This window comes from Spirillospora sp. NPDC048819 (assembly GCF_040650055.1).
Taxonomy (GTDB): domain Bacteria; phylum Actinomycetota; class Actinomycetes; order Streptosporangiales; family Streptosporangiaceae; genus Spirillospora.
Window position 1 is genome coordinate 237511 of sequence record NZ_JBEZGN010000005.1, and the last position, 17741, is coordinate 255251.

The following is a 17741-nucleotide window of genomic DNA, read 5'->3' on the forward strand; positions in this document are numbered from 1 at the left end:
CCCGCGCGGTCGGCTAGCCTGGCTGACGTCGTGAATCTGATCAACCTTGAGAACGTCGCCAAGGCCTACGGGCCCGAGCCGCTGCTCGACGCCGTGTCCCTCGGCCTGGACGAGGGCGACCGCGTCGGCGTCGTCGGCCGCAACGGCGGCGGCAAGAGCACCCTGGTGTCCGTCGTCGCGCGCGAGACCGAACCCGACGCCGGGCGCGTCACCCATGCGCGGGGCCTGCGCCTCGGCACCCTCGCGCAGCGGGACGAGTTCCCCGAGGGCGCGACGGTCCGGTCCGTCGTGCTGGGCGACCGCGCCGAGCACGAGTGGGCGGGCGACGTCCGCGCCCGCGACGTCCTCGCCGGCCTGCTCGCCGACCTCGACCTGGACGCGCCGCTCGCCGGCATGTCCGGGGGTGAGCGCCGCCGCGTCGCGCTGGCGCGGCTCCTGGTCCCCGAGTCCGACCTGCTGCTGCTGGACGAGCCGACCAACCACCTCGACATCGAGGCGATCGACTGGCTCGCCCGGCACCTGAAGGGCCGCAGGGTCGCGCTGCTCATCGTCACCCACGACCGCTGGTTCCTGGACGAGGTGACCGAGCGGACCTGGGAGGTCGTCGACGGCCGCGTCGAACGCTACGAGGGCGGCTACTCAGCGTACGTCCTGGCGAAGGCCGAACGCGCCCGGATCGCCGCCGCCACCGAGGCCAAGCGGCAGAACCTGCTGCGCAAGGAGCTGGCGTGGCTGCGGCGCGGCCCGCAGGCCCGCACGTCCAAACCGAAGTTCCGGGTGGACGCCGCGCAGGCGCTGATCGCCGACGAGCCGCCGCTGCGCGACTCGGTGGAGCTGACCCGGTTCGCGACCGCGCGGCTCGGCAAGACCGTCTACGACGTGGAGGACGTCAAGGTCGCGCTCGGCGAGGGCGACGCTCAGCGCACCATCTTCGAACGCATGACGTGGCGGCTCGGCCCGGGTGACCGGGTCGGCCTGGTCGGCGTCAACGGCAGCGGCAAGAGCACCCTCCTGCGCCTGCTCGACGGGTCCGTCTCGCCGGTGTCGGGAAAGGTGGTGCGGGGCAAGACCGTCCAGCTCGCGCATCTTTCGCAGAACCTCGAGGAACTCGATCCGTCGCGCCGCGTCCTGGAGGCGGTGGAGGAGATCCGCCGCCGCATCACCGTCGGCAAACGCGACTGGACGGCGAGCCAGCTCCTCGAACGCCTCGGCTTCCCGGGCGACCGCCAGTGGACGCCCGTCGGCGACCTGTCCGGCGGTGAGCGGCGCCGCCTGCAGTTGCTGCGCCTCCTCATGGCCGAACCCAACGTCCTGCTTCTCGACGAGCCCACGAACGACCTCGACATCGAGACCCTCACCGAGGTCGAAGACCTCCTGGACGGCTGGCCCGGGACGCTCGTCGTCGTCAGCCACGACCGGTATTTCCTGGAGCGCATCACCGACCATGTCGTGGCGCTCCTCGGCGACGGCCGCGTGTCGCTCCTGCCCGGCGGGGTGGACGAGTACCTCGAACGCCGCGCCGCCGGCACGGCCCCCAAGCCGACGCGCCCCGACAGGCCGGCGGCGCCCGCGGAGAGGGCCGCGCCCGCGCCGGCCGCGCCGAAGGGCGGAGGGCAGGACTGGAAGGCCCGCAAGGAACTCGACCGGCTCGAACGCCGCCTGGAGAAACTCGCCGGCCAGGAGGCCGAGCTGCACGAGCAGCTCGCCGCGCACGCCACCGACTACACCAAGCTGCAGGAGCTCGACGGCCGGCTGAGGGAGATCCAGGCCGAGGCCGCCGGGGTCGAGGAGGAGTGGCTGATGCTCGCCGAGGACATCGGCTGACCCCGGCTGGAGTTCCCAGGCCGGACCGGGGATGATCCCTGGATGACGACATGGATCATCAGGACGGACGAGCCCGGTGACGGCCCCCGGCTCGCGGTCAAGGACGCCATCGATGTCGCCGGGCTGCCGACCACGGCGGGCTGCCAGGCCGTCGCGGAACGCGCCGAACCCGCCGCCGCGGACGCACCCGTCGTCGCCTCGGCCCGCGCCCAGGGTGCCCGCATCGCCGGGAAGACCAACCTCAACGAGCTGTGCGTGGCCGCCGACGGCGTCAACCCGTGGGCGGGCACCCCGGTGAACCCGCTCGACCCGTCCCGCGTCCCGGGCGGGTCGTCCAGCGGCTCCGCCGTCGCCGTCGCGACCGGCGAGGCCGACGTCGCGTTCGGCACCGACACGTCGGGCTCCGTCCGCATTCCCGCCGCGTGCTGCGGCATCGCGGCCCTCAAGACCACCAGCGGGCGCGTCCCCCTCGACGGCGTGTATCCGCTGTCGCCCACGCTCGACGTCGTCGGGCCGCTGGGACGCGACGTCGCCGCCGTCGTCCTCGGGATGAGCCTCATCGAGCCCGGCTTCGCACCCGTCCCGTACGAGGCGTCCATGACCATCGCGCGCCTGCGCGTCGGCCCGGCCTTCGAGATCGATCCCGCGATCGACGCCGCCGTCGACGACGCCCTGCGCCGCCTCGGCCCCGTCACCGACGTGACGTCCGAGCACTACCACGACGCCGCCACGGCCAACGGGCTCTACGTCGCCGACGAGGGGTGGCGGCAGAACGGCCACCTGATCAGCGACCCGCCGAAGATGAGCGGACGCATCCACCGGCGCCTGCAGACACTGCACGACGTCGCCGCCGCAGGGCGTCTCGGCTGGGCCGCCGGCGTCCGCGAGGCGATCAGGGCGGAGCTGGACGCGATCCTCGCCCGGCACGCCGCGATCGCGCTGCCCGTCCTGCCCGTCGTCGCGCCCGAACCCGGCGACGACGACCACTCCGATCTTCTGCTCACCACGCTGACCGGCCAGATCAACGTCGCGGGCCTCCCGGCGTTCGCGCTGCCGGTCCCGCTGCCGGGGTCGCATCTGCCGGCGTCCGTCCAGCTCATCGGCCCCGCGGGCGGCGAGGAACGCCTCTGCGGCATCGCCGCCGCCCTGGAGACCGCCCTGGCGTAGGGCGCTAGTGGCGTTCGGTGTCCTTGTCGAACGGGATGAGGAGGGTGCGGAGCAGGCCGGCGAGGACGTCGCGCTGGTCGGGGCTGAGGCTGTCCAGTATCGCCAGCTCCCGGTCCAGCAGGTCGGCGAACGCGGCGTCCACCCGCGTCCGGCCCGCGTCGGTGAGGCGGACCAGGACGCCGCGCTTGTCCTGCGGGTCGGGGTGCCGCTCGACGAGGCCCGCCGCCGCGAGCCGGTCGATGCGGTTCGTCATGGTCCCGGACGTCACCAGCGTCGCCCGCAGCAGCCGCCCCGGGCTCAGCTGGTAGGGGGCCCCGGCCCGGCGCAGCGCGGTGAGCACGTCGAACTCCCACGACTCCAGGTCGTGGTCCACGAACACCGACCGCCTGGCGCGGTCGAGGTGCCGGGCCAGCCGGGAGACGCGGCTGAGGACCTGCAGCGGCCGGACGTCCAGGTCCGGACGTTCGGTGTTCCACGCTTCGACCAGCCGGTCCACCTCATCCTGCATGCCGACACCCTACCTGTCTTGATATCGAGAAACACCGCCCGTTCGGTGCCGATGTCAACCAATCGGCGGACACCGGGTTCAAACACCCGCCACGGACCTGATGCGCGCCGCCGCCTCCGCGGCCTGCCGGAACCCCTCCCGGTAGACCGGCGCCCACCGCGCCAGGTCGCCGACGTTCTCCCCGAACGCCTCCAGCGCCCCTTCGTCGGGGACGATCCGGACATCGGCCCCCGCGCCGTCGGACATGTGCGCCATCGGCTCGACCAGCACCACCGCACCGGCGCCCTTCGCCAGGCCCGCATTGGACCCGCCGCCGAACGCGCCGTCCATGTACCGGCGGCCGCCGATGGTCACCGGCTCCGCGAACCCCGGCGCGGCACTGCTCGCCGCCACGGCCGCCGCCAGCGGGACGCCGCTCGTCCTATCCCACACGACCGGCTTCCCCGACTCGACGTCCACCGCGGTGATGAGCAGCCGCCCCGGTGGCCACTCGTCCGTTTCATCCTGGGCGGACGACCCCCCGGCGGCGGTTGACCGACCCACCAGGAACTCCATGCTCGCCAGGTGCCGCTCCTCCGGCAGCGCCTCCGCCTCCAGGGCCAGCCGCCCGATCCGCCGCCTGACCTCGTCCGGGTCCAGGTCGGAGTCGCCGCCGATCTCGAACACCCTCGCCATCACCGAACCGTCCGCCGCCGCCCGCGGCTCGTCCGAGGGCGGAAGCTCCGCCAGCGCCGCCAGGTCCCGCCCCGTGGCGATCATCGCCCCGGCGATCGCGCCCGCCGACGTCCCGACGATCACATCCGCCGCGGCCGGATCCGTTCCCGCGCGCCGCAGCCCCGCCGCGAGACCCGTCAGCCACGCCGTGCCGACCGGCCCGCCGGGCCCGAGCACCAGCGCCCATCCGCCTTCACCGAGTTCCATGCGACGACCCTACGAACGCCGCCACCGGCGCGGGATCCGTCAATCGTCCTAGACCCAAAGGATTCTTGACATCAAGATATGGGTCGGGCATGCTCTCTCTTGATGTCGAGACAAGCCGCGGCCGTCTGGGACCCCGTCCAGTACGGGGCCTTCGGCGACGAACGCGCCAGGCCGTTCGCCGAACTCACCGCACGCCTCGGCGAAACGGGCACAGACCCGGCCCGCATCGCCGACCTCGGATGCGGAACCGGCGAACTCACCGCCACCCTCGCCGCCCGATGGCCCCGCGCCGCCGTCGAAGCCCTCGACAGCTCACCCGAAATGATCGCCCGCGCCCGCGAACACGAAATCCCGGGCCGGCTCCGGTTCCGGGTCGCCGACGCCGCGACCTGGCGCCCCGAACAGCCCGTCGACCTCATCGTCAGCAACGCCGTCCTGCAATGGATCCCCGGGCACACCGACCTCCTGCCCCGATGGGCCGGCGCCCTCGCACCCGGCGGACGCCTCGCCTTCCAGGTCCCCGGCAACTTCGACGCACCCAGCCATGTCCTGCTCCGCGAACTGGGCCGCTCGGACAGGTGGCGCCGCAAACTCGGCGCCCTCCAGGACGACGCCCCCGTTCTCGACGCGGCCGGCTACCTCGACCTCCTCACCCGCCGCGGATACGCCGTCGACGCCTGGGAGACCACGTACACGCAGGTCCTCCACGGCGACGACCCCGTCCTCGAATGGGTCAAAGGCACCACGCTGCGCCCCGTCCTCACCGCCCTCGACCCCGGCGAGACAGATGAATTCCTCACCGCCTACGGCGAAGCGCTACGGCAGGCCTACCCCGCCGCTCCCTACGGCACCGTGTTCCCGTTCCGGAGGATCTTCGTGATCGCCAGACGGACAACCCCATAGACGGGACGCCGCCCGCCCGCCGAGGGACGCTACTCGTTCCCCTGCGGTGTGCCGGCTCGGACGGGCGGGCGGCTTCCGGCGAATCCCGGCCTCGCAACCCGAAGCCGGCGACCCCTGGCCGGTGGCCGCCCGGACGAACTCCGGGCGGCCACCGGTTGTCACACCGGCGCACGTCACACCGGCACCGCCCGTCACACCGAAGGGTCGGTCAGCCCGTCCACCTCGCGGCGCCCCTTGCGGTGCGCCCTCTCCGCCTTCGCCGCGGCTTTCTCCTCGGCCTTCTCCGCCTTCGCGGCCGCCTTCTCCGCGCGCCGCTCACGGCGCTCCATCTCCTTGCGGCGACGCCGCGGATCCAGCGACGGCCTCGGCTCCAGCGCCGCCAGGCCGTTCCACGCCAGATTCACCACGTGCGCCGCCACATCCTCACGACGCGGCTTCCGGACGTCCAGCCACCACTGGCCCGTCATCGCCACCATGCCGACCAGCATCTGCGCGTACATCGGCGCGAACCTGTCGTCATAGTCGCGCCGGTCGAACTCCTGGGCGAGCACGTGCTCGACCTCACCGGCGATCTCGCTCAGCAGGCTCGCGTAACTGCCGGTGCCCGTGCCGCCGTGCGAGTCCCGCACGAGGATCCGGAACCCGTCCGGATGCTCCTCGATGTACTGCAGGAGCGCCAGCGCGGCCTTCTCCAGCTTCCCGCGGTAATGGATCGCCGAGTTCAGCGACTCCGTGACGAGCCTCAGCAGGCTCTCGAACTCCCGGTCGACGACGACCGCGTAGAGCCCTTCCTTACCGCCGAAGTGCTCGTACACCACGGGCTTCGAGACACCGGCCGCGGAGGCGATCTCCTCCACCGACGTGCCGTCCAGGCCGCGCTCGGCGAACAGCCCCCGGCCGATGTCGAGAAGCTGCTCGCGCCGTTCCTTGCCGGTCATCCGCTTTCTGCGCGGTCTGGGGGCGGGTTCTGTCACGGGATCAATTGTGGCGGTCAAACCGCCTGCTTGGTGCGCTTCGCCGCCAGCCGGTCGTCGTTCGGCCACCGCACGTCGTACGCCAGCCGCGTCTTCTCGAACGCCCAGATGATGCGCGCACTGATGTCGACCTGCCCCTTCAGCACGCCGTGACGCGCGCACGTCGGGTCCGAGTGGTGCAGGTTGTGCCACGACTCGCCCAGCGACGGGATCGCCAGCCACCACACGTTCCGGGACTTGTCGCGAACCTCGAAGTCCTCCTTGCCGAACGTGTGACAGATCGAGTTGATCGACCACGTGACATGGTGGACGAGCGTGATCCGCACGAACCCCGCCCAGAACAGCGCCGTCAGGAACCCGGCCCACGACATCGTCACCAGGCCCCCGATGGCCGCCGGCAGGAAGAACGACACCGCCACCAGCGCGGGGAACGCCAGATGGATGCGCTTGATGTCCCGGTCGTTCAGCAGGTCCTTGGCGAACCGCTCCTTGGACGTCCGGTTGGCGTCGAACAGCCAGCCGTAGTGCGCCCACGCCAGCCCCTTCGCCAGCGCCTTCCAGTCGGTGCCGAACCGCCACGGCGAGTGCGGGTCCATCTCCTTGTCGGAGTACTTGTGGTGACGCCGGTGATCGGCGACCCACGTGATGACGGGCCCCTCCATGGCCAGGCTTCCCGCCAGCGCCAGGAAGATCTTCAGGCCCCGCCTGGCCTTGAACGATCCGTGGGTGAAGTGCCGGTGGTACCCGACCGTGATCCCCCCGGCGGACAGCACGTAGAACACCGCCACGAGGACGACGTCCGTCCAGCCGAGGAAGCTTCCCCAGGCCAGCGGGACGGCCGCGAACAGGGCCAGGAACGGCACACCGGTGAACACGGCGACGAGCACGCGTTCGGCGTTGCCCTGGGGCTCGGGGTCGATCTCTGGACGCCGCTGCGGGCGAGGGGGATCCATGGCTGGAGCCGTTGTCATGCGTCACCACTTCCTGCGACTAGGGGCAGCCTTACCTACGCCAACGTAACCTACGGAACCGTAGGTAGCACCTGCCGAACCGTAAACTCAGTGGGAAACTGCCTCATGGGCCACAAAACTCTCTTGCGGATCAGATGACTCTCAGACCGCCGCGGAAGGGTGACGAAATGGCCCTCACCCAGCATCAACGTTCGAAGCCCGACGAAGGTTCGCTCACCGGCCCACCGACCGGCGCCGCCTTCCCGGCGGTCTCTCATGTCAACCGGCTCGTCCTCGCGGAGGCCGGTGTGCCGCCCGCGCCCCGGCCGTGAGCGAGCGCCACGCAAGACGAGTTGCCCGCACCAGCCGTTCTAAACCGACCTGAGACATATCTGCCGACTTGTGGCATGACGAAAGCGGCGAGATCCCCGCCGGCCGGGCGCGCCTCGGTAATGGGTGTGGGACGCGCGGCTCCGGCCGGTATCGTGGCTCGGGCAGGCGTCCCGCGCGCGGGAGAGGCCTGCCGGTCCGCCGTAGCGTAATTGGAAACGCAGCTGGTTTTGGTCCAGAAGATTCCAGGTTCGAGCCCTGGCGGCGGAGCTGTCTGAAATGTCGCAGGCCTGTCGCGGGGTGGGCGGCGGGGTGACAGGTGGGGGTTGGGCGGTATCCTGCCCGTGTCGGGTGCGCCGGGGCCTGTCATGCCGTGATGGTGCAGGTGGGCGCGCTCGTCACCGATCCCGTCCGCGATGCCGAGGAGCCTCCTTGTGAGTGCTGCGAGCCGCCCGGCCGCCGTCATCGTCCTCGCCGCGGGCGAGGGCACCCGGATGAAGTCCCGTACCTCGAAGGTGCTGCATGAGCTATGCGGGCGAACCATGCTCGGCCATGTCCTGGCCGCCGCGCGAGAACTGGAGCCCGAGCGGCTCGTGGTGGTCGTCGGGCACCGGCGCGAGCAGGTCGTCGAGCATCTCGCCCAGGCCGCGCCGGACGCCGAGGCGGCCGTGCAGGAGCGCCAGGGCGGGACGGGCCACGCCGTGCGGATGGCCCTGGAGCAGACCGGCGCGCTGAACGGGACCGTCGTCGTCACGAACGGCGATCACCCGCTGCTGCGGGGCGAGACGCTGCGAGCGCTCGTCCAGGCGCATGAGGCCGAGGGGAACGCGGCGACCGTCCTGACGACCGAGATGCCGGACGCGACCGGTTACGGGCGGATGGTCCGAGCCGCGGACGGGAGCGTCGCGGCGATCGTCGAGCACAAGGACGCCACCGAAGAGCAGCGGGCCATCAACGAGATCAACGTCGGCATGTACGCCTTCGACGGCGCGCTGCTGGCGGACGCGCTGAAGCGCGTGACCACCGACAACGCCAAGGGTGAGGAGTATCTCACCGATGTGGTGGCGATCCTGCGCGGGGACGGTCACCGGGCCGGCGCGCATCTTGCGGCCGACTGGGTGGAGACCCAGGGCGTGAACGACAAGGTCCAGCTCGCGCAGGCGCGCAGGCAGCTGAACGACCGGATCCTCGAGGCGCACATGCGGGCCGGGGTCACCATCGTGGACCCGGCCACCACCTGGATCGACGTGGAGGTGACCGCCGACCAGGACGCGGAGATCCACCCCGGGACGCAGTTGCACGGCCGGACGCACCTGGGCGAGGGCGCGCGGGTCGGGCCGGGCTGCACGCTGACGGACACGCGCGTCGGCGAAGGCGCGTCCGTGATCAACGCGGTCTGCGTGGAGGCGGAGGTTGGCCCGGAGGCGACGGTCGGCCCGTACGCCTATCTGCGGCCGGGGTCGCGGCTTGCGCGCAAGGCCAAGGTCGGCACCTACGTCGAGACGAAGAACGCCGACATCGGCGAGGGCACGAAGGTGCCGCACCTCACCTACGTGGGCGACGCGGAGATCGGCGAGGGCTCCAACATCGGCGCGAGCTCGGTGTTCGTGAACTACGACGGCGTCGAGAAGCATCGCAGCGTGATCGGCTCGCATGTGAAGGTCGGCAGCGACAACATGATCGTCGCTCCGGTGACGGTGGGCGACGGCGCCTACACCGCGGCGGGTTCGGTGATCGTCCAGGACGTCCCGCCGGGGGCGATGGCGGTCGCGCGGGCGCGGCAGCGCAACGTCGAGGGCTGGGTGGAGCGGAGACGGCCGGGTTCCGCGGCGGCGGAGGCGGCCCGCCGTGCCCGGGAGGAGGACGCGCCGTAGCGCGGCGCGCCCGATGAGGACTGCCCCGCCGCAGAGCGGGGAGGTGGGGGACAGCGGCGTCCTCCCCGAAACCGAGCATCCGTGCGGCCGACTCTTGTGGTGCGCGGGGAGTGGGGACAACAACCCACATAAAGCACAGTTCCAATGAGGGGGAGTTGTCAGAGGTGAGTGGGATCAAAGCGAGCGGTCAGAAGAAGCTGATGCTCTTCACCGGCCGAGCCGATCCGGAGCTGGCCAAGGAGGTGGCCGACAACCTGCACGTCGATCTGACGCCGACGTCGACGTACGACTTCGCGAACGGTGAGACGTTCGTGCGGTTCCTGGAGTCGGTTCGCGGTTCCGACGCCTTCGTGATCCAGAGCCACACCGCTCCCATCAACCAGTGGATCATGGAGCAGTTGATCATGGTGGACGCGTTGAAGCGCGCGTCGGCCAAGCGGATCACCGTGGTGACGCCCTTCTTCGGGTATGCGCGGCAGGACAAGAAGCACCGGGGCCGTGAGCCGATCTCGGCGCGGTTGATGGCGGACCTGTTCAAGACGGCGGGCGCGGACCGGTTGATGGCCGTCGACCTGCACACGGCGCAGATCCAGGGTTTCTTCGACGGACCGGTGGACCATCTGTTCGCGCTGGATCTGCTGGCGCAGCACTTCGAGAGCCGCCTGGACACCTCGCAGGTGACGGTGGTGGCGCCGGACGCGGGCCGGGTACGGGTGACCGAACGCTGGTCGGACCGGCTCGGCGGCGTGCCGATGGCGATCATTCACAAGAAGCGCGACCCGGACGTGGCGAACGAGGTGAAGGTCTTCGACGTCGTCGGCGCGGTCGAGGGCCGCACCTGTGTGATCGTCGATGACATGATCGACACCGGCGGCACGATCCTGAAGGCGGCTGACGCGCTGTTCGAGCAGGGTGCGAGCCGGGTGGTGGTCGCGGCGACGCACGGTGTGCTGTCGGGTCCGGCGGTGGACCGGTTGAAGAACTCGCGGATCTCCGAGGTGGTGCTGACGAATACGCTGCCGATCCCGGAGGAGAAGCAGTTCGACAAGCTGACCATCCTGTCGATCGCCCCCCTGCTGGCCCGCGCGATCAACGAGGTCTTCAGCGACGGCTCGGTAACGAGCCTCTTCGGCGGCCACAGCTGACCCCGGGGCACCTCCTCCGGGCCGCGAGGTTCGGGATTTTCTCGGGCACGCCCCGAGGTTCTGGCTCATGCCCGACAACCCCAGCCACCACCGCAACCCCGCGACGACCTGAGAAATCGCGATCGCGTCCGAAGGCAGGTTTCAAGCGAAGCAAGAAACCTGATCGCGCAGCGAGCCGCCAGGCGAGTTCGGAGCGATGCAGCGATCGCACCGCAGTTCCCGCCGAAGGAGGGCCCTCCAGGGCCCGACGCCAAGGGCACTGCAAGCAAACACAGCGATCGCACCGCAGTGCCCGCCGAAGGGAGGGCCCTCCAGGGCCCGACCGCCAAGGGCACTGCCATGAGTACTGCTAGACTTTATTAACCCGCGTATGCCTGGGTCGTCAGTGCGGTGCCGGTAGTGGAGCCGCATTCCCCGGGGAACGCAAAGAATCTTCGAGGCGCCTGACGCATCGAGCATCGCCTGATTCGCTCTGTCCGTAGCGGACGTCCAGTGCCGGACGGCCGTGGATCGCAACAAACGAGGAGTTTTCGCCGTGTCCGAGGTACGCATTGCCGCCGAGCCGCGCACCGAGTTCGGTAAGGGTGCCGCGCGGCGCACCCGCCGGGCCGGCAAGGTGCCCGCCGTCCTCTATGGTCACGGCACCGACCCGCAGCACATTTCGCTGCCGGGGCACGCTCTGATGCTGGCGCTGAAGACGCCGAACGTGCTGCTGACGATCGAGGGTCTGGGGAACGGCGCGGAGCTGGCGCTGCCGAAGGACGTCCAGCGCGACCCGATCAAGGGGTTCCTGGAGCACGTCGATCTGCTGCTGGTGAAGCGCGGTGAGAAGGTCGTCGTGGAGCTGCCGGTGCAGCTGGTCGGCGATGTGGTGCCGGGTGGTCAGGTCGCGCAGACCGCGGTGGAGATCTCGGTGGAGGCCGAGGCCACGCAGATCCCCGAGTCGGTGGAGCTGGACATCAGCGAGCTGGAGATCGACAGCCAGGTTCTGGCGAAGGACCTGAAGCTGCCGTCGGGAGCGACGCTGGCGGCGGACGAGGACATTCTGATTCTGCAGATCCTCGACGCGAGCGTGTCGACGGAGCCCGAGGCCGAGGCCGAGGCCGAGGCCGTGGCGGAGGGCGCCGAGGGCGAGGGCGAGGGCGCCGCCGAGTGACGGTGGCGTCGACGCTCGCCGGGTAGCCGGCCGCAGTGTTCTTTCATGGCCCCCGCGGGTGCGCAGATTCAGTGTGCACCGGCGGGGGCCGTGCTGGTTCCGAGGGTCGTTGGCGGGGGGTCGTGGTGGAGGAGTTCGGATGAGCGCGGATCTGTGGCTGGTGGTCGGGCTGGGCAATCCGGGGCCGTCGTATGCGAAGAACCGGCATAACGCGGGGTTCATGGTGCTGGACGTGCTGGCCGGCCGGGTCGGCGGGAAGTTCAAGTCGCACCGCTCGAAGGTCTTCGGGGCGCGGGCGGACGTGCTCGAGGGGCGGCTGGCGGGTGCGCGCGCGGTGCTGGCGAAGCCGCGTTCCTTCATGAACGTGTCGGGCGGGCCGGTGAAGGGGCTTTGTGATTTCTACAAGGTGCCGGTGGAGCGGCTGATCGTCGTCCATGACGAGCTGGACATCCCGTTCGGTGCGGTGCGCTTGAAGCGGGGCGGTGGTGACAACGGCCACAACGGGCTGCGTTCGGTGACGAGTGCGCTGGGGACGCGGGAGTATCTGCGGGTCCGGTTCGGGGTGGGGAGGCCGCCGGGGCGGATGGACGCGGCGGCGTTCGTGTTGAAGGATTTCTCGGCGGCGGAGCGGAAGGTCCTGGATCTGGAGGTGGACCGGGCCGCGGACGCGGCGGAGGCGTTGATCGCCGATGGGCTGGGCGCGGCGCAGAACGTCTTCCACGCGGGCTGACCGGATCCGGTCAGCGGGTTCGATCATGCCCGGTGATCACGCCGACGTGCGGTGTTTTCGTCCGCATCCGTCCGGGTTCGTCGGGGTTGCCGTGCTCAGGACGGGGTTCGGCCCGTGACCACGGCAAAGAGATCGTAGGATGCTCATCGACTGAGGTTCGTGATGCATGTGAACCTCAGGTGGCGTTCAACCGTCTTCGATGTGAATCGCGCAGTCGGTGCGCGCGTTACAGGGGATTGGTGAGTGGTCTATGGCAGTCGTTGACAAGGTCCAGGCCGAGTCATCGATCCGCCATGAGCACAAGCGCTCGGGGTCGCAGAACTGGAGTGGATCCTATCGCCGCCTAGCGGTTTATTTGGACTTCCTCAGCATGCTGATGGCGGGCGTGATCGCGTTCGTGCTCAGGTTTCCGGGGGTCCCCACCGAGCTGAACGCCCCGTACGTGGCGCTGACGGTGGTGCTTCCGATGGTGTGGCTGCCGACGCTGATGCTGTGCCGCGCCTATCAGCCGCGGTACGTCGGCGTGGGGTACGAGGAGTTCCACCGGGTCCTGCGGGCCGGGTTCATCCTCACCGCGACGGTCGCGATCGTGGCGTACGCGACGAAGACCGAGGTGGCGCGCGGGTACGTGGTGATGGCGCTGCCGCTCGGGACGTTCCTGAACCTGCTGGCGCGGTACCGGCTGCGCAAGTGGCTGCACAAGAAGCGGTGGAACGGCGAGTGCATGCGGCGTGTGGTCGCGGTGGGGCACCGCACGTCGGTGGAGGACCTGATCAAGCTGCTGCGGCAGAAGCGCTACCACGGGATGGACATCGTGGCCGTGTGCCTGCCGTCGGCTCTGGCCGCGGGCGACGACGCGGTGAGCGAAGTCGAGGGTGTTCCCGTGCTGGGCGACTTCTCCCAGGCGGCGGCCGTGGCGGACCGGATCGGCGCGGACTCGGTCGCGGTCCTGGCGTGCCCGGAGATGGACGGGGTGGCGCTGCGCAGGCTTGCGTGGCAGATCGAGCGCGACGACGTGGAGCTGGTGGTCGCGCCGGCGCTGATGGACGTCACGGGTCCGCGGATCTCGATCCGCCCGGTGTCGGGGCTGCCGCTGCTGCATGTGGAGCACCCGGAGCTGGACGGCGGCCGCAAGGTGTTCAAGGGCCTGTTCGACCGGACGGCCGCGCTGAGCGGGCTGCTGCTGCTGAGCCCGCTGCTGCTGGGCGTCGCGTTCCTGATCAAGGTGACGAGCGCGGGTCCGGTGATGTTCCGGCAGTCCCGGGTGGGGCGCGGCGGCCGGGAGTTCACGGTGCTGAAGTTCCGCACGATGGTGCGCGACGCCGAGGCCCGCAAGATCGAGCTGCTGGAGAGCAACGAGAACGACGGCGTGCTCTTCAAGATCCGTGCGGACCCGCGGGTGACGCGCGTGGGGCGGTGGCTGCGCCGGTACTCGCTGGACGAGCTGCCGCAGCTCATCAATGTGGTGCGCGGTGAGATGTCGCTGGTGGGGCCGCGTCCGCCGCTGCCGGAGGAGGTCGCCCAGTACGGCGGCGACGTGTACCGGCGGCTGGTGGTGAAGCCGGGCCTGACCGGGCTGTGGCAGGTGAGCGGCCGTTCGGACCTCACGTGGGAGGAGTCCGTGCGGCTCGACCTGCGCTATGTGGACAACTGGACGCTCGCCATGGATCTGCAGATCATGTGGAAGACCTGGTCGGCGGTGTTCCGCGGTTCCGGCGCCTACTGAGTGACGGGCACCGGCCGATGGGCCACCCTGGCCCGCGGGCGCGGCGGGGCCGCATGAGAAAGTGGACCGAACAGACCAGTCGAGTCGGGAATGTGATCAAGGGATGACAGCGGGAGTGGCGGCGGACGACCACGTGCTGGCGGCGGAGCTCGCCGGCGCGGCGGGCCGGCTGCTGCTGGGCGTGCGGGACGAGGTGGGGTTCGCGGACGCGCGCGTCCTCAAGGACACGGGCGACCTGCGGGCGCACGAGTACCTCATGGAGGCGCTGGCGGAGCGCTGTCCCGGTGACGCCGTCCTGTCGGAGGAGGGTCGTTCCTCGGTCGCGGGAAAGCGGTCGCGGGGTGATGACCGTGCCCCGACCCGCAACACCGCCGACGCCGAGCGGCTCACGGCAGGCCGGGTGTGGATCGTCGATCCGCTGGACGGCACCCGCGAGTTCTCCGAGGAGGGCCGCCGTGATTGGGCCGTTCATGTGGCGTTGTGGGAGCGGGACGCGTCCGGCGGGGGGCGGCTGGCGGCCGGGGCGGTGGCGCTCCCGGCGCAGGGCCTGATGCTCCGGACGGACGCGACCGGCGGCGCGTCGCTCGTCCGGGTGGATCCGGGGGAGCCCGACCCGGTGACGGCGGGGTCGGGGACGGCCCGCGGGGCGCTGCCGCGTGAGGTGCCGCTGCACATTCCGGCGCCGGATGCGGGCAAGCTCCGCATCGCCGTGAGCCGCACGCGTCCGCCGGAGTTCGTCCGCCAGATGGCCGAGCGCATCTCAGGAGCGGTTCCGGGGGCTGCGGACGGTCGTCCCTCCTCGGAGGGCATGGAGGTGGAGCTGGTGCCGATCGGGTCGGCGGGGGCGAAGATCTCCGCGGTGCTGCTCGGTGAGGTCGACGCGTACGTGCACGCGGGCGGCCAGTTCGAGTGGGATTCGGCGGCGCCGGCGGCGGTGGCGCTCGCCGCGGGCGCGCACGCGTCGCGGATCGACGGGTCGGTTCTGGAGTACAACCGGAAGGACCCTCGGCTGCCGGATATCCTGTTGTGTCACCCTGTGTCGGCGCCGACGCTGCTGTCCGGCATCCGGGATGTGCGCGGCGCCCTACCCTGACCTGCACCGTAGACCGGGCGGGATTTGATCGAGGCGTGCTGACGTTCGGATCCGGTGGGAAGGCGTGCGCACGTCGCGTGCCACCGGTTGCATCTGCCAGAGAGCGTGGAGAGAAGCCCCAGACCATGCAGCGTTCCGATTATCTGTTGTCCCAGCTGGACGTCCTTGAGGCGGAGTCGATCCATATCTTCCGGGAGGTGGCGGCCGAGTTCGAACGGCCGGTGCTCCTGTTCTCCGGCGGCAAGGACAGCCTGGTCATGCTGCGCCTGGCCGAGAAGGCGTTCTGGCCCGCCCCGATCCCGTTCCCGGTGATGCACGTCGACACCGGGCACAACTTCCCCGAGGTGATCGAGTTCCGTGACCGGCGGGTCGCCGAGTTGGGCGTCCGGCTGGTCGTGGCGTCGGTGCAGGACGCGATCGACAGCGGCCGGGTGGTGGAGCAGAAGGGGCGGCGCGCGTCGCGGAACCGGCTGCAGATCACGCCGCTGCTGGACGCGCTGGAGGAGCACCAGTTCGACGCCGCCTTCGGCGGGGCGCGCCGCGACGAGGAGAAGGCGCGGGCGAAGGAGCGGGTGGTCTCGTTCCGGGACGAGTTCGGGCAGTGGGACCCGAAGAACCAGCGTCCGGAGCTGTGGAATCTGTTCAACACCAGGATCGTGCAGGGCGAGCACGTGCGGGTGTTCCCGCTGTCGAACTGGACGGAGCTGGATATCTGGGACTATGTCCGGCGGGAGGGGCTGGAGCTTCCGCCGATCTACTTCGCGCACACCCGCCGGGTGTTCGAGCGGGACGGGCTGCTGCTGGACGCGCAGACCGGGTTCGCCAACCGCGGCGACGACGAGCCGGAGTTCGAGGCGACGGTCCGGTACCGGACGGTCGGGGACGCGTCCTGCACGGGCGCGGTGAAGTCGAGCGCCTCGTCCCTCGACGAGGTGATCGAGGAGATCGCGGCGACGCGGATCACCGAGCGCGGGCAGACCCGCGCCGATGACCGCACCAGCGAGGCCGCGATGGAGGACCGCAAGAAGGAGGGCTACTTCTGATGGCCGCGAACGAGCCCGCGCAGGCCCAGCATGGGCAGGCCCAGTACGGGGCGAAGTCGATGGACCTCCTGCGGTTCGCGACCGCCGGCAGCGTCGACGACGGCAAGTCCACCCTGATCGGCCGGCTGCTGTTCGACTCCAAGTCGATCTTCGAGGACCAGCTGGAGTCGGTGGAGCGCACGAGCGCCGACCGGGGCGAGGAATACACGAACCTGGCGCTGCTGACCGACGGGCTGCGCGCCGAGCGGGAGCAGGGCATCACGATCGATGTCGCGTACCGCTACTTCGCGACGCCGCGCCGCAAGTTCATCATCGCCGACACCCCGGGGCACATCCAGTACACCCGCAACATGGTGACGGGCGCCTCCACCGCCGACCTGGCGATCATCCTGGTGGACGCCCGCAAGGGCATCCTGGAGCAGTCGCGGCGGCACGCGTTCCTCGCCACGCTGCTGCAGGTCCCGCACCTGGTCGTGGCGGTCAACAAGATGGACCTGGTCGACTACGACCGGGACGTGTACGAGCGGATCGTGGAGGAGTTCACGGCGTTCGCCTCCAAGCTCGCGGTGACGGACCTGACGTTCGTGCCGATCTCGGCGCTGCACGGCGACAACGTCGTGGAGCGCAGCGTGAACATGCCGTGGTACGAGGGCTCTTCGCTGCTGCACCACCTGGAGCACGTGCACATCGCGTCCGACCGGAACCTGATCGACGTGCGGTTCCCGGTGCAGTACGTGATCCGGCCGCACGCGTCCACCGACCCGGAGCTGCACGACTACCGCGGCTACGCCGGCCAGGTCGCGGGCGGCGTCCTCAAGCCCGGCGACGAGGTCGTGCATCTGCCGTCGGGGCTGACCACGCGGATCACGCAGATCGACGGCCCGCGCGGCCCGGTGGACGAGGCGTTCGCGCCGATGTCGGTGACGCTCCGCCTCGCCGACGACATCGACATCTCCCGCGGCGACATGATCGCGCGTCCGAACAACCGCCCCGAGGTGGCGCAGGACATCGACGCGATGGTCTGCTGGATGACCCCGGACCGCGCCCTCACCCCGCGCTCCAAGCTGGTGATCAAGCACACCACCCGCACCGCGAAGGTGCTGGTGAAGGACCTGCACTACCGGCTGGACGTCAACACCCTCCACCGCGACGAGCAGGCGGACGCGCTCGGCCTGAACGAGATCGGCCGCGTCTCCCTGCGCGTGACGCAGCCGCTGTTCGTCGACGACTACGGCCGCAACCGCCTCACCGGCGGCTTCATCCTCGTCGACGAGGCCACCAACAACACCGTCGCCGCCGGCATGATCACCGGCGCGAGCTGACGGCCGCCGCGGGGCCGCACCGGCGGCCCCGCGGCTCGTTCACCCTCCGGCTCCCGGCCCACCCCCCGAACCTTC

The 17741-nt window shown here is 70.6% G+C and carries 15 protein-coding genes and 1 tRNA gene; 12 read left to right on the forward strand and 4 right to left on the reverse strand.

What is annotated here, in order from left to right:
• The first annotated feature begins 30 nt into the window (after positions 1-30).
• Together AB0C35_RS10405 and AB0C35_RS10410 are read left to right on the forward strand one after the other, a co-directional pair.
• Positions 31-1824, forward strand: coding sequence for an ABC-F family ATP-binding cassette domain-containing protein (locus tag AB0C35_RS10405; protein WP_358452793.1), 1794 nt, complete (start codon positions 31-33; stop codon positions 1822-1824).
• A gap of 42 nt (positions 1825-1866) precedes the next feature.
• Positions 1867-2991 carry an amidase gene (locus tag AB0C35_RS10410; protein WP_358452795.1) on the forward strand — a complete coding sequence of 375 codons (1125 nt, stop codon included), beginning with the start codon at positions 1867-1869 and terminating at the stop codon, positions 2989-2991.
• Positions 2992-2995: 4 nt separating this feature from the next.
• Here the strand turns inward: AB0C35_RS10410 and AB0C35_RS10415 are convergent, their stop codons facing one another.
• Positions 2996-3499 (reverse strand): MarR family transcriptional regulator, encoded by a 504-nt coding sequence (locus AB0C35_RS10415; RefSeq protein WP_358452797.1) that lies wholly within the window; start codon positions 3497-3499, stop codon positions 2996-2998.
• A 78-nt stretch (positions 3500-3577) separates the two neighbouring features.
• The gene (locus tag AB0C35_RS10420) at positions 3578-4420 is read right to left on the reverse strand and encodes a patatin-like phospholipase family protein (RefSeq protein ID WP_358452799.1); all 843 of its coding nucleotides are present in this window, start codon (positions 4418-4420) and stop codon (positions 3578-3580) included.
• A 102-nt stretch (positions 4421-4522) separates the two neighbouring features.
• On the opposite strand from AB0C35_RS10420, the gene AB0C35_RS10425 reads away from it, so the two are divergent.
• Positions 4523-5323 (forward strand): trans-aconitate 2-methyltransferase, encoded by an 801-nt coding sequence (locus tag AB0C35_RS10425; RefSeq protein WP_358452801.1) that lies wholly within the window; start codon positions 4523-4525, stop codon positions 5321-5323.
• 191 nt (positions 5324-5514) lie between these two features.
• On the opposite strand, the gene AB0C35_RS10430 is transcribed toward AB0C35_RS10425, so the two are convergent.
• Together AB0C35_RS10430 and AB0C35_RS10435 are read right to left on the reverse strand one after the other, a co-directional pair.
• Entirely contained in the window at positions 5515-6297 is a 783-nt protein-coding gene (locus tag AB0C35_RS10430) for a TetR/AcrR family transcriptional regulator (protein ID WP_358452803.1), read from the reverse strand.
• Positions 6298-6314: 17 nt separating this feature from the next.
• Positions 6315-7268, reverse strand: coding sequence for a fatty acid desaturase (locus AB0C35_RS10435; RefSeq protein WP_358452805.1), 954 nt, complete (start codon positions 7266-7268; stop codon positions 6315-6317).
• A 506-nt stretch (positions 7269-7774) separates the two neighbouring features.
• Here AB0C35_RS10435 and AB0C35_RS10440 point away from each other — a divergent pair.
• From AB0C35_RS10440 to AB0C35_RS10480, 9 genes are all read left to right on the forward strand, one after another.
• Positions 7775-7847: transfer RNA gene (locus AB0C35_RS10440), tRNA-Gln, on the forward strand.
• 164 nt (positions 7848-8011) lie between these two features.
• Positions 8012-9451: a bifunctional UDP-N-acetylglucosamine diphosphorylase/glucosamine-1-phosphate N-acetyltransferase GlmU gene (gene glmU / locus AB0C35_RS10445; protein WP_358452807.1), complete on the forward strand. Its 1440-nt coding sequence runs from the start codon at positions 8012-8014 to the stop codon at positions 9449-9451.
• 164 nt (positions 9452-9615) lie between these two features.
• Positions 9616-10596: a ribose-phosphate diphosphokinase gene (locus AB0C35_RS10450; RefSeq protein ID WP_358452809.1), complete on the forward strand. Its 981-nt coding sequence runs from the start codon at positions 9616-9618 to the stop codon at positions 10594-10596.
• 535 nt (positions 10597-11131) lie between these two features.
• Positions 11132-11752 carry a 50S ribosomal protein L25/general stress protein Ctc gene (locus tag AB0C35_RS10455; protein ID WP_358452811.1) on the forward strand — a complete coding sequence of 207 codons (621 nt, stop codon included), beginning with the start codon at positions 11132-11134 and terminating at the stop codon, positions 11750-11752.
• A 139-nt stretch (positions 11753-11891) separates the two neighbouring features.
• Positions 11892-12482, forward strand: coding sequence for an aminoacyl-tRNA hydrolase (gene pth / locus AB0C35_RS10460; RefSeq protein WP_358452813.1), 591 nt, complete (start codon positions 11892-11894; stop codon positions 12480-12482).
• A gap of 250 nt (positions 12483-12732) precedes the next feature.
• Positions 12733-14208 (forward strand): sugar transferase, encoded by a 1476-nt coding sequence (locus AB0C35_RS10465; protein ID WP_358452815.1) that lies wholly within the window; start codon positions 12733-12735, stop codon positions 14206-14208.
• Between the two features lie 103 nt (positions 14209-14311).
• Positions 14312-15301, forward strand: coding sequence for an inositol monophosphatase family protein (locus tag AB0C35_RS10470; protein ID WP_358452817.1), 990 nt, complete (start codon positions 14312-14314; stop codon positions 15299-15301).
• Between the two features lie 125 nt (positions 15302-15426).
• Positions 15427-16344: a sulfate adenylyltransferase subunit CysD gene (gene cysD / locus AB0C35_RS10475; protein ID WP_358452819.1), complete on the forward strand. Its 918-nt coding sequence runs from the start codon at positions 15427-15429 to the stop codon at positions 16342-16344.
• A 59-nt stretch (positions 16345-16403) separates the two neighbouring features.
• Entirely contained in the window at positions 16404-17666 is a 1263-nt protein-coding gene (locus AB0C35_RS10480; RefSeq protein ID WP_358452913.1) for a GTP-binding protein, read from the forward strand.
• Positions 17667-17741: the final 75 nt, after the last annotated feature.

Excerpts from the sequence above, each read along its gene's own strand:
- AB0C35_RS10410 (WP_358452795.1), top strand. The coding sequence starts at position 1,867 with ATGACGACATGGATCATCAGGACGGACGAGCCCGGTGACGGCCCCCGG.
- AB0C35_RS10415 (WP_358452797.1), bottom strand. The coding sequence starts at position 3,499 with ATGCAGGATGAGGTGGACCGGCTGGTCGAAGCGTGGAACACCGAACGT.
- AB0C35_RS10420 (WP_358452799.1), bottom strand. The coding sequence starts at position 4,420 with ATGGAACTCGGTGAAGGCGGATGGGCGCTGGTGCTCGGGCCCGGCGGG.
- AB0C35_RS10425 (WP_358452801.1), top strand. The coding sequence starts at position 4,523 with ATGTCGAGACAAGCCGCGGCCGTCTGGGACCCCGTCCAGTACGGGGCC.
- AB0C35_RS10435 (WP_358452805.1), bottom strand. The coding sequence starts at position 7,268 with ATGACAACGGCTCCAGCCATGGATCCCCCTCGCCCGCAGCGGCGTCCA.
- pth (WP_358452813.1), top strand. The coding sequence starts at position 11,892 with ATGAGCGCGGATCTGTGGCTGGTGGTCGGGCTGGGCAATCCGGGGCCG.
- AB0C35_RS10465 (WP_358452815.1), top strand. The coding sequence starts at position 12,733 with ATGGCAGTCGTTGACAAGGTCCAGGCCGAGTCATCGATCCGCCATGAG.
- AB0C35_RS10470 (WP_358452817.1), top strand. The coding sequence starts at position 14,312 with ATGACAGCGGGAGTGGCGGCGGACGACCACGTGCTGGCGGCGGAGCTC.
- cysD (WP_358452819.1), top strand. The coding sequence starts at position 15,427 with ATGCAGCGTTCCGATTATCTGTTGTCCCAGCTGGACGTCCTTGAGGCG.
- AB0C35_RS10480 (WP_358452913.1), top strand. The coding sequence starts at position 16,404 with ATGGACCTCCTGCGGTTCGCGACCGCCGGCAGCGTCGACGACGGCAAG.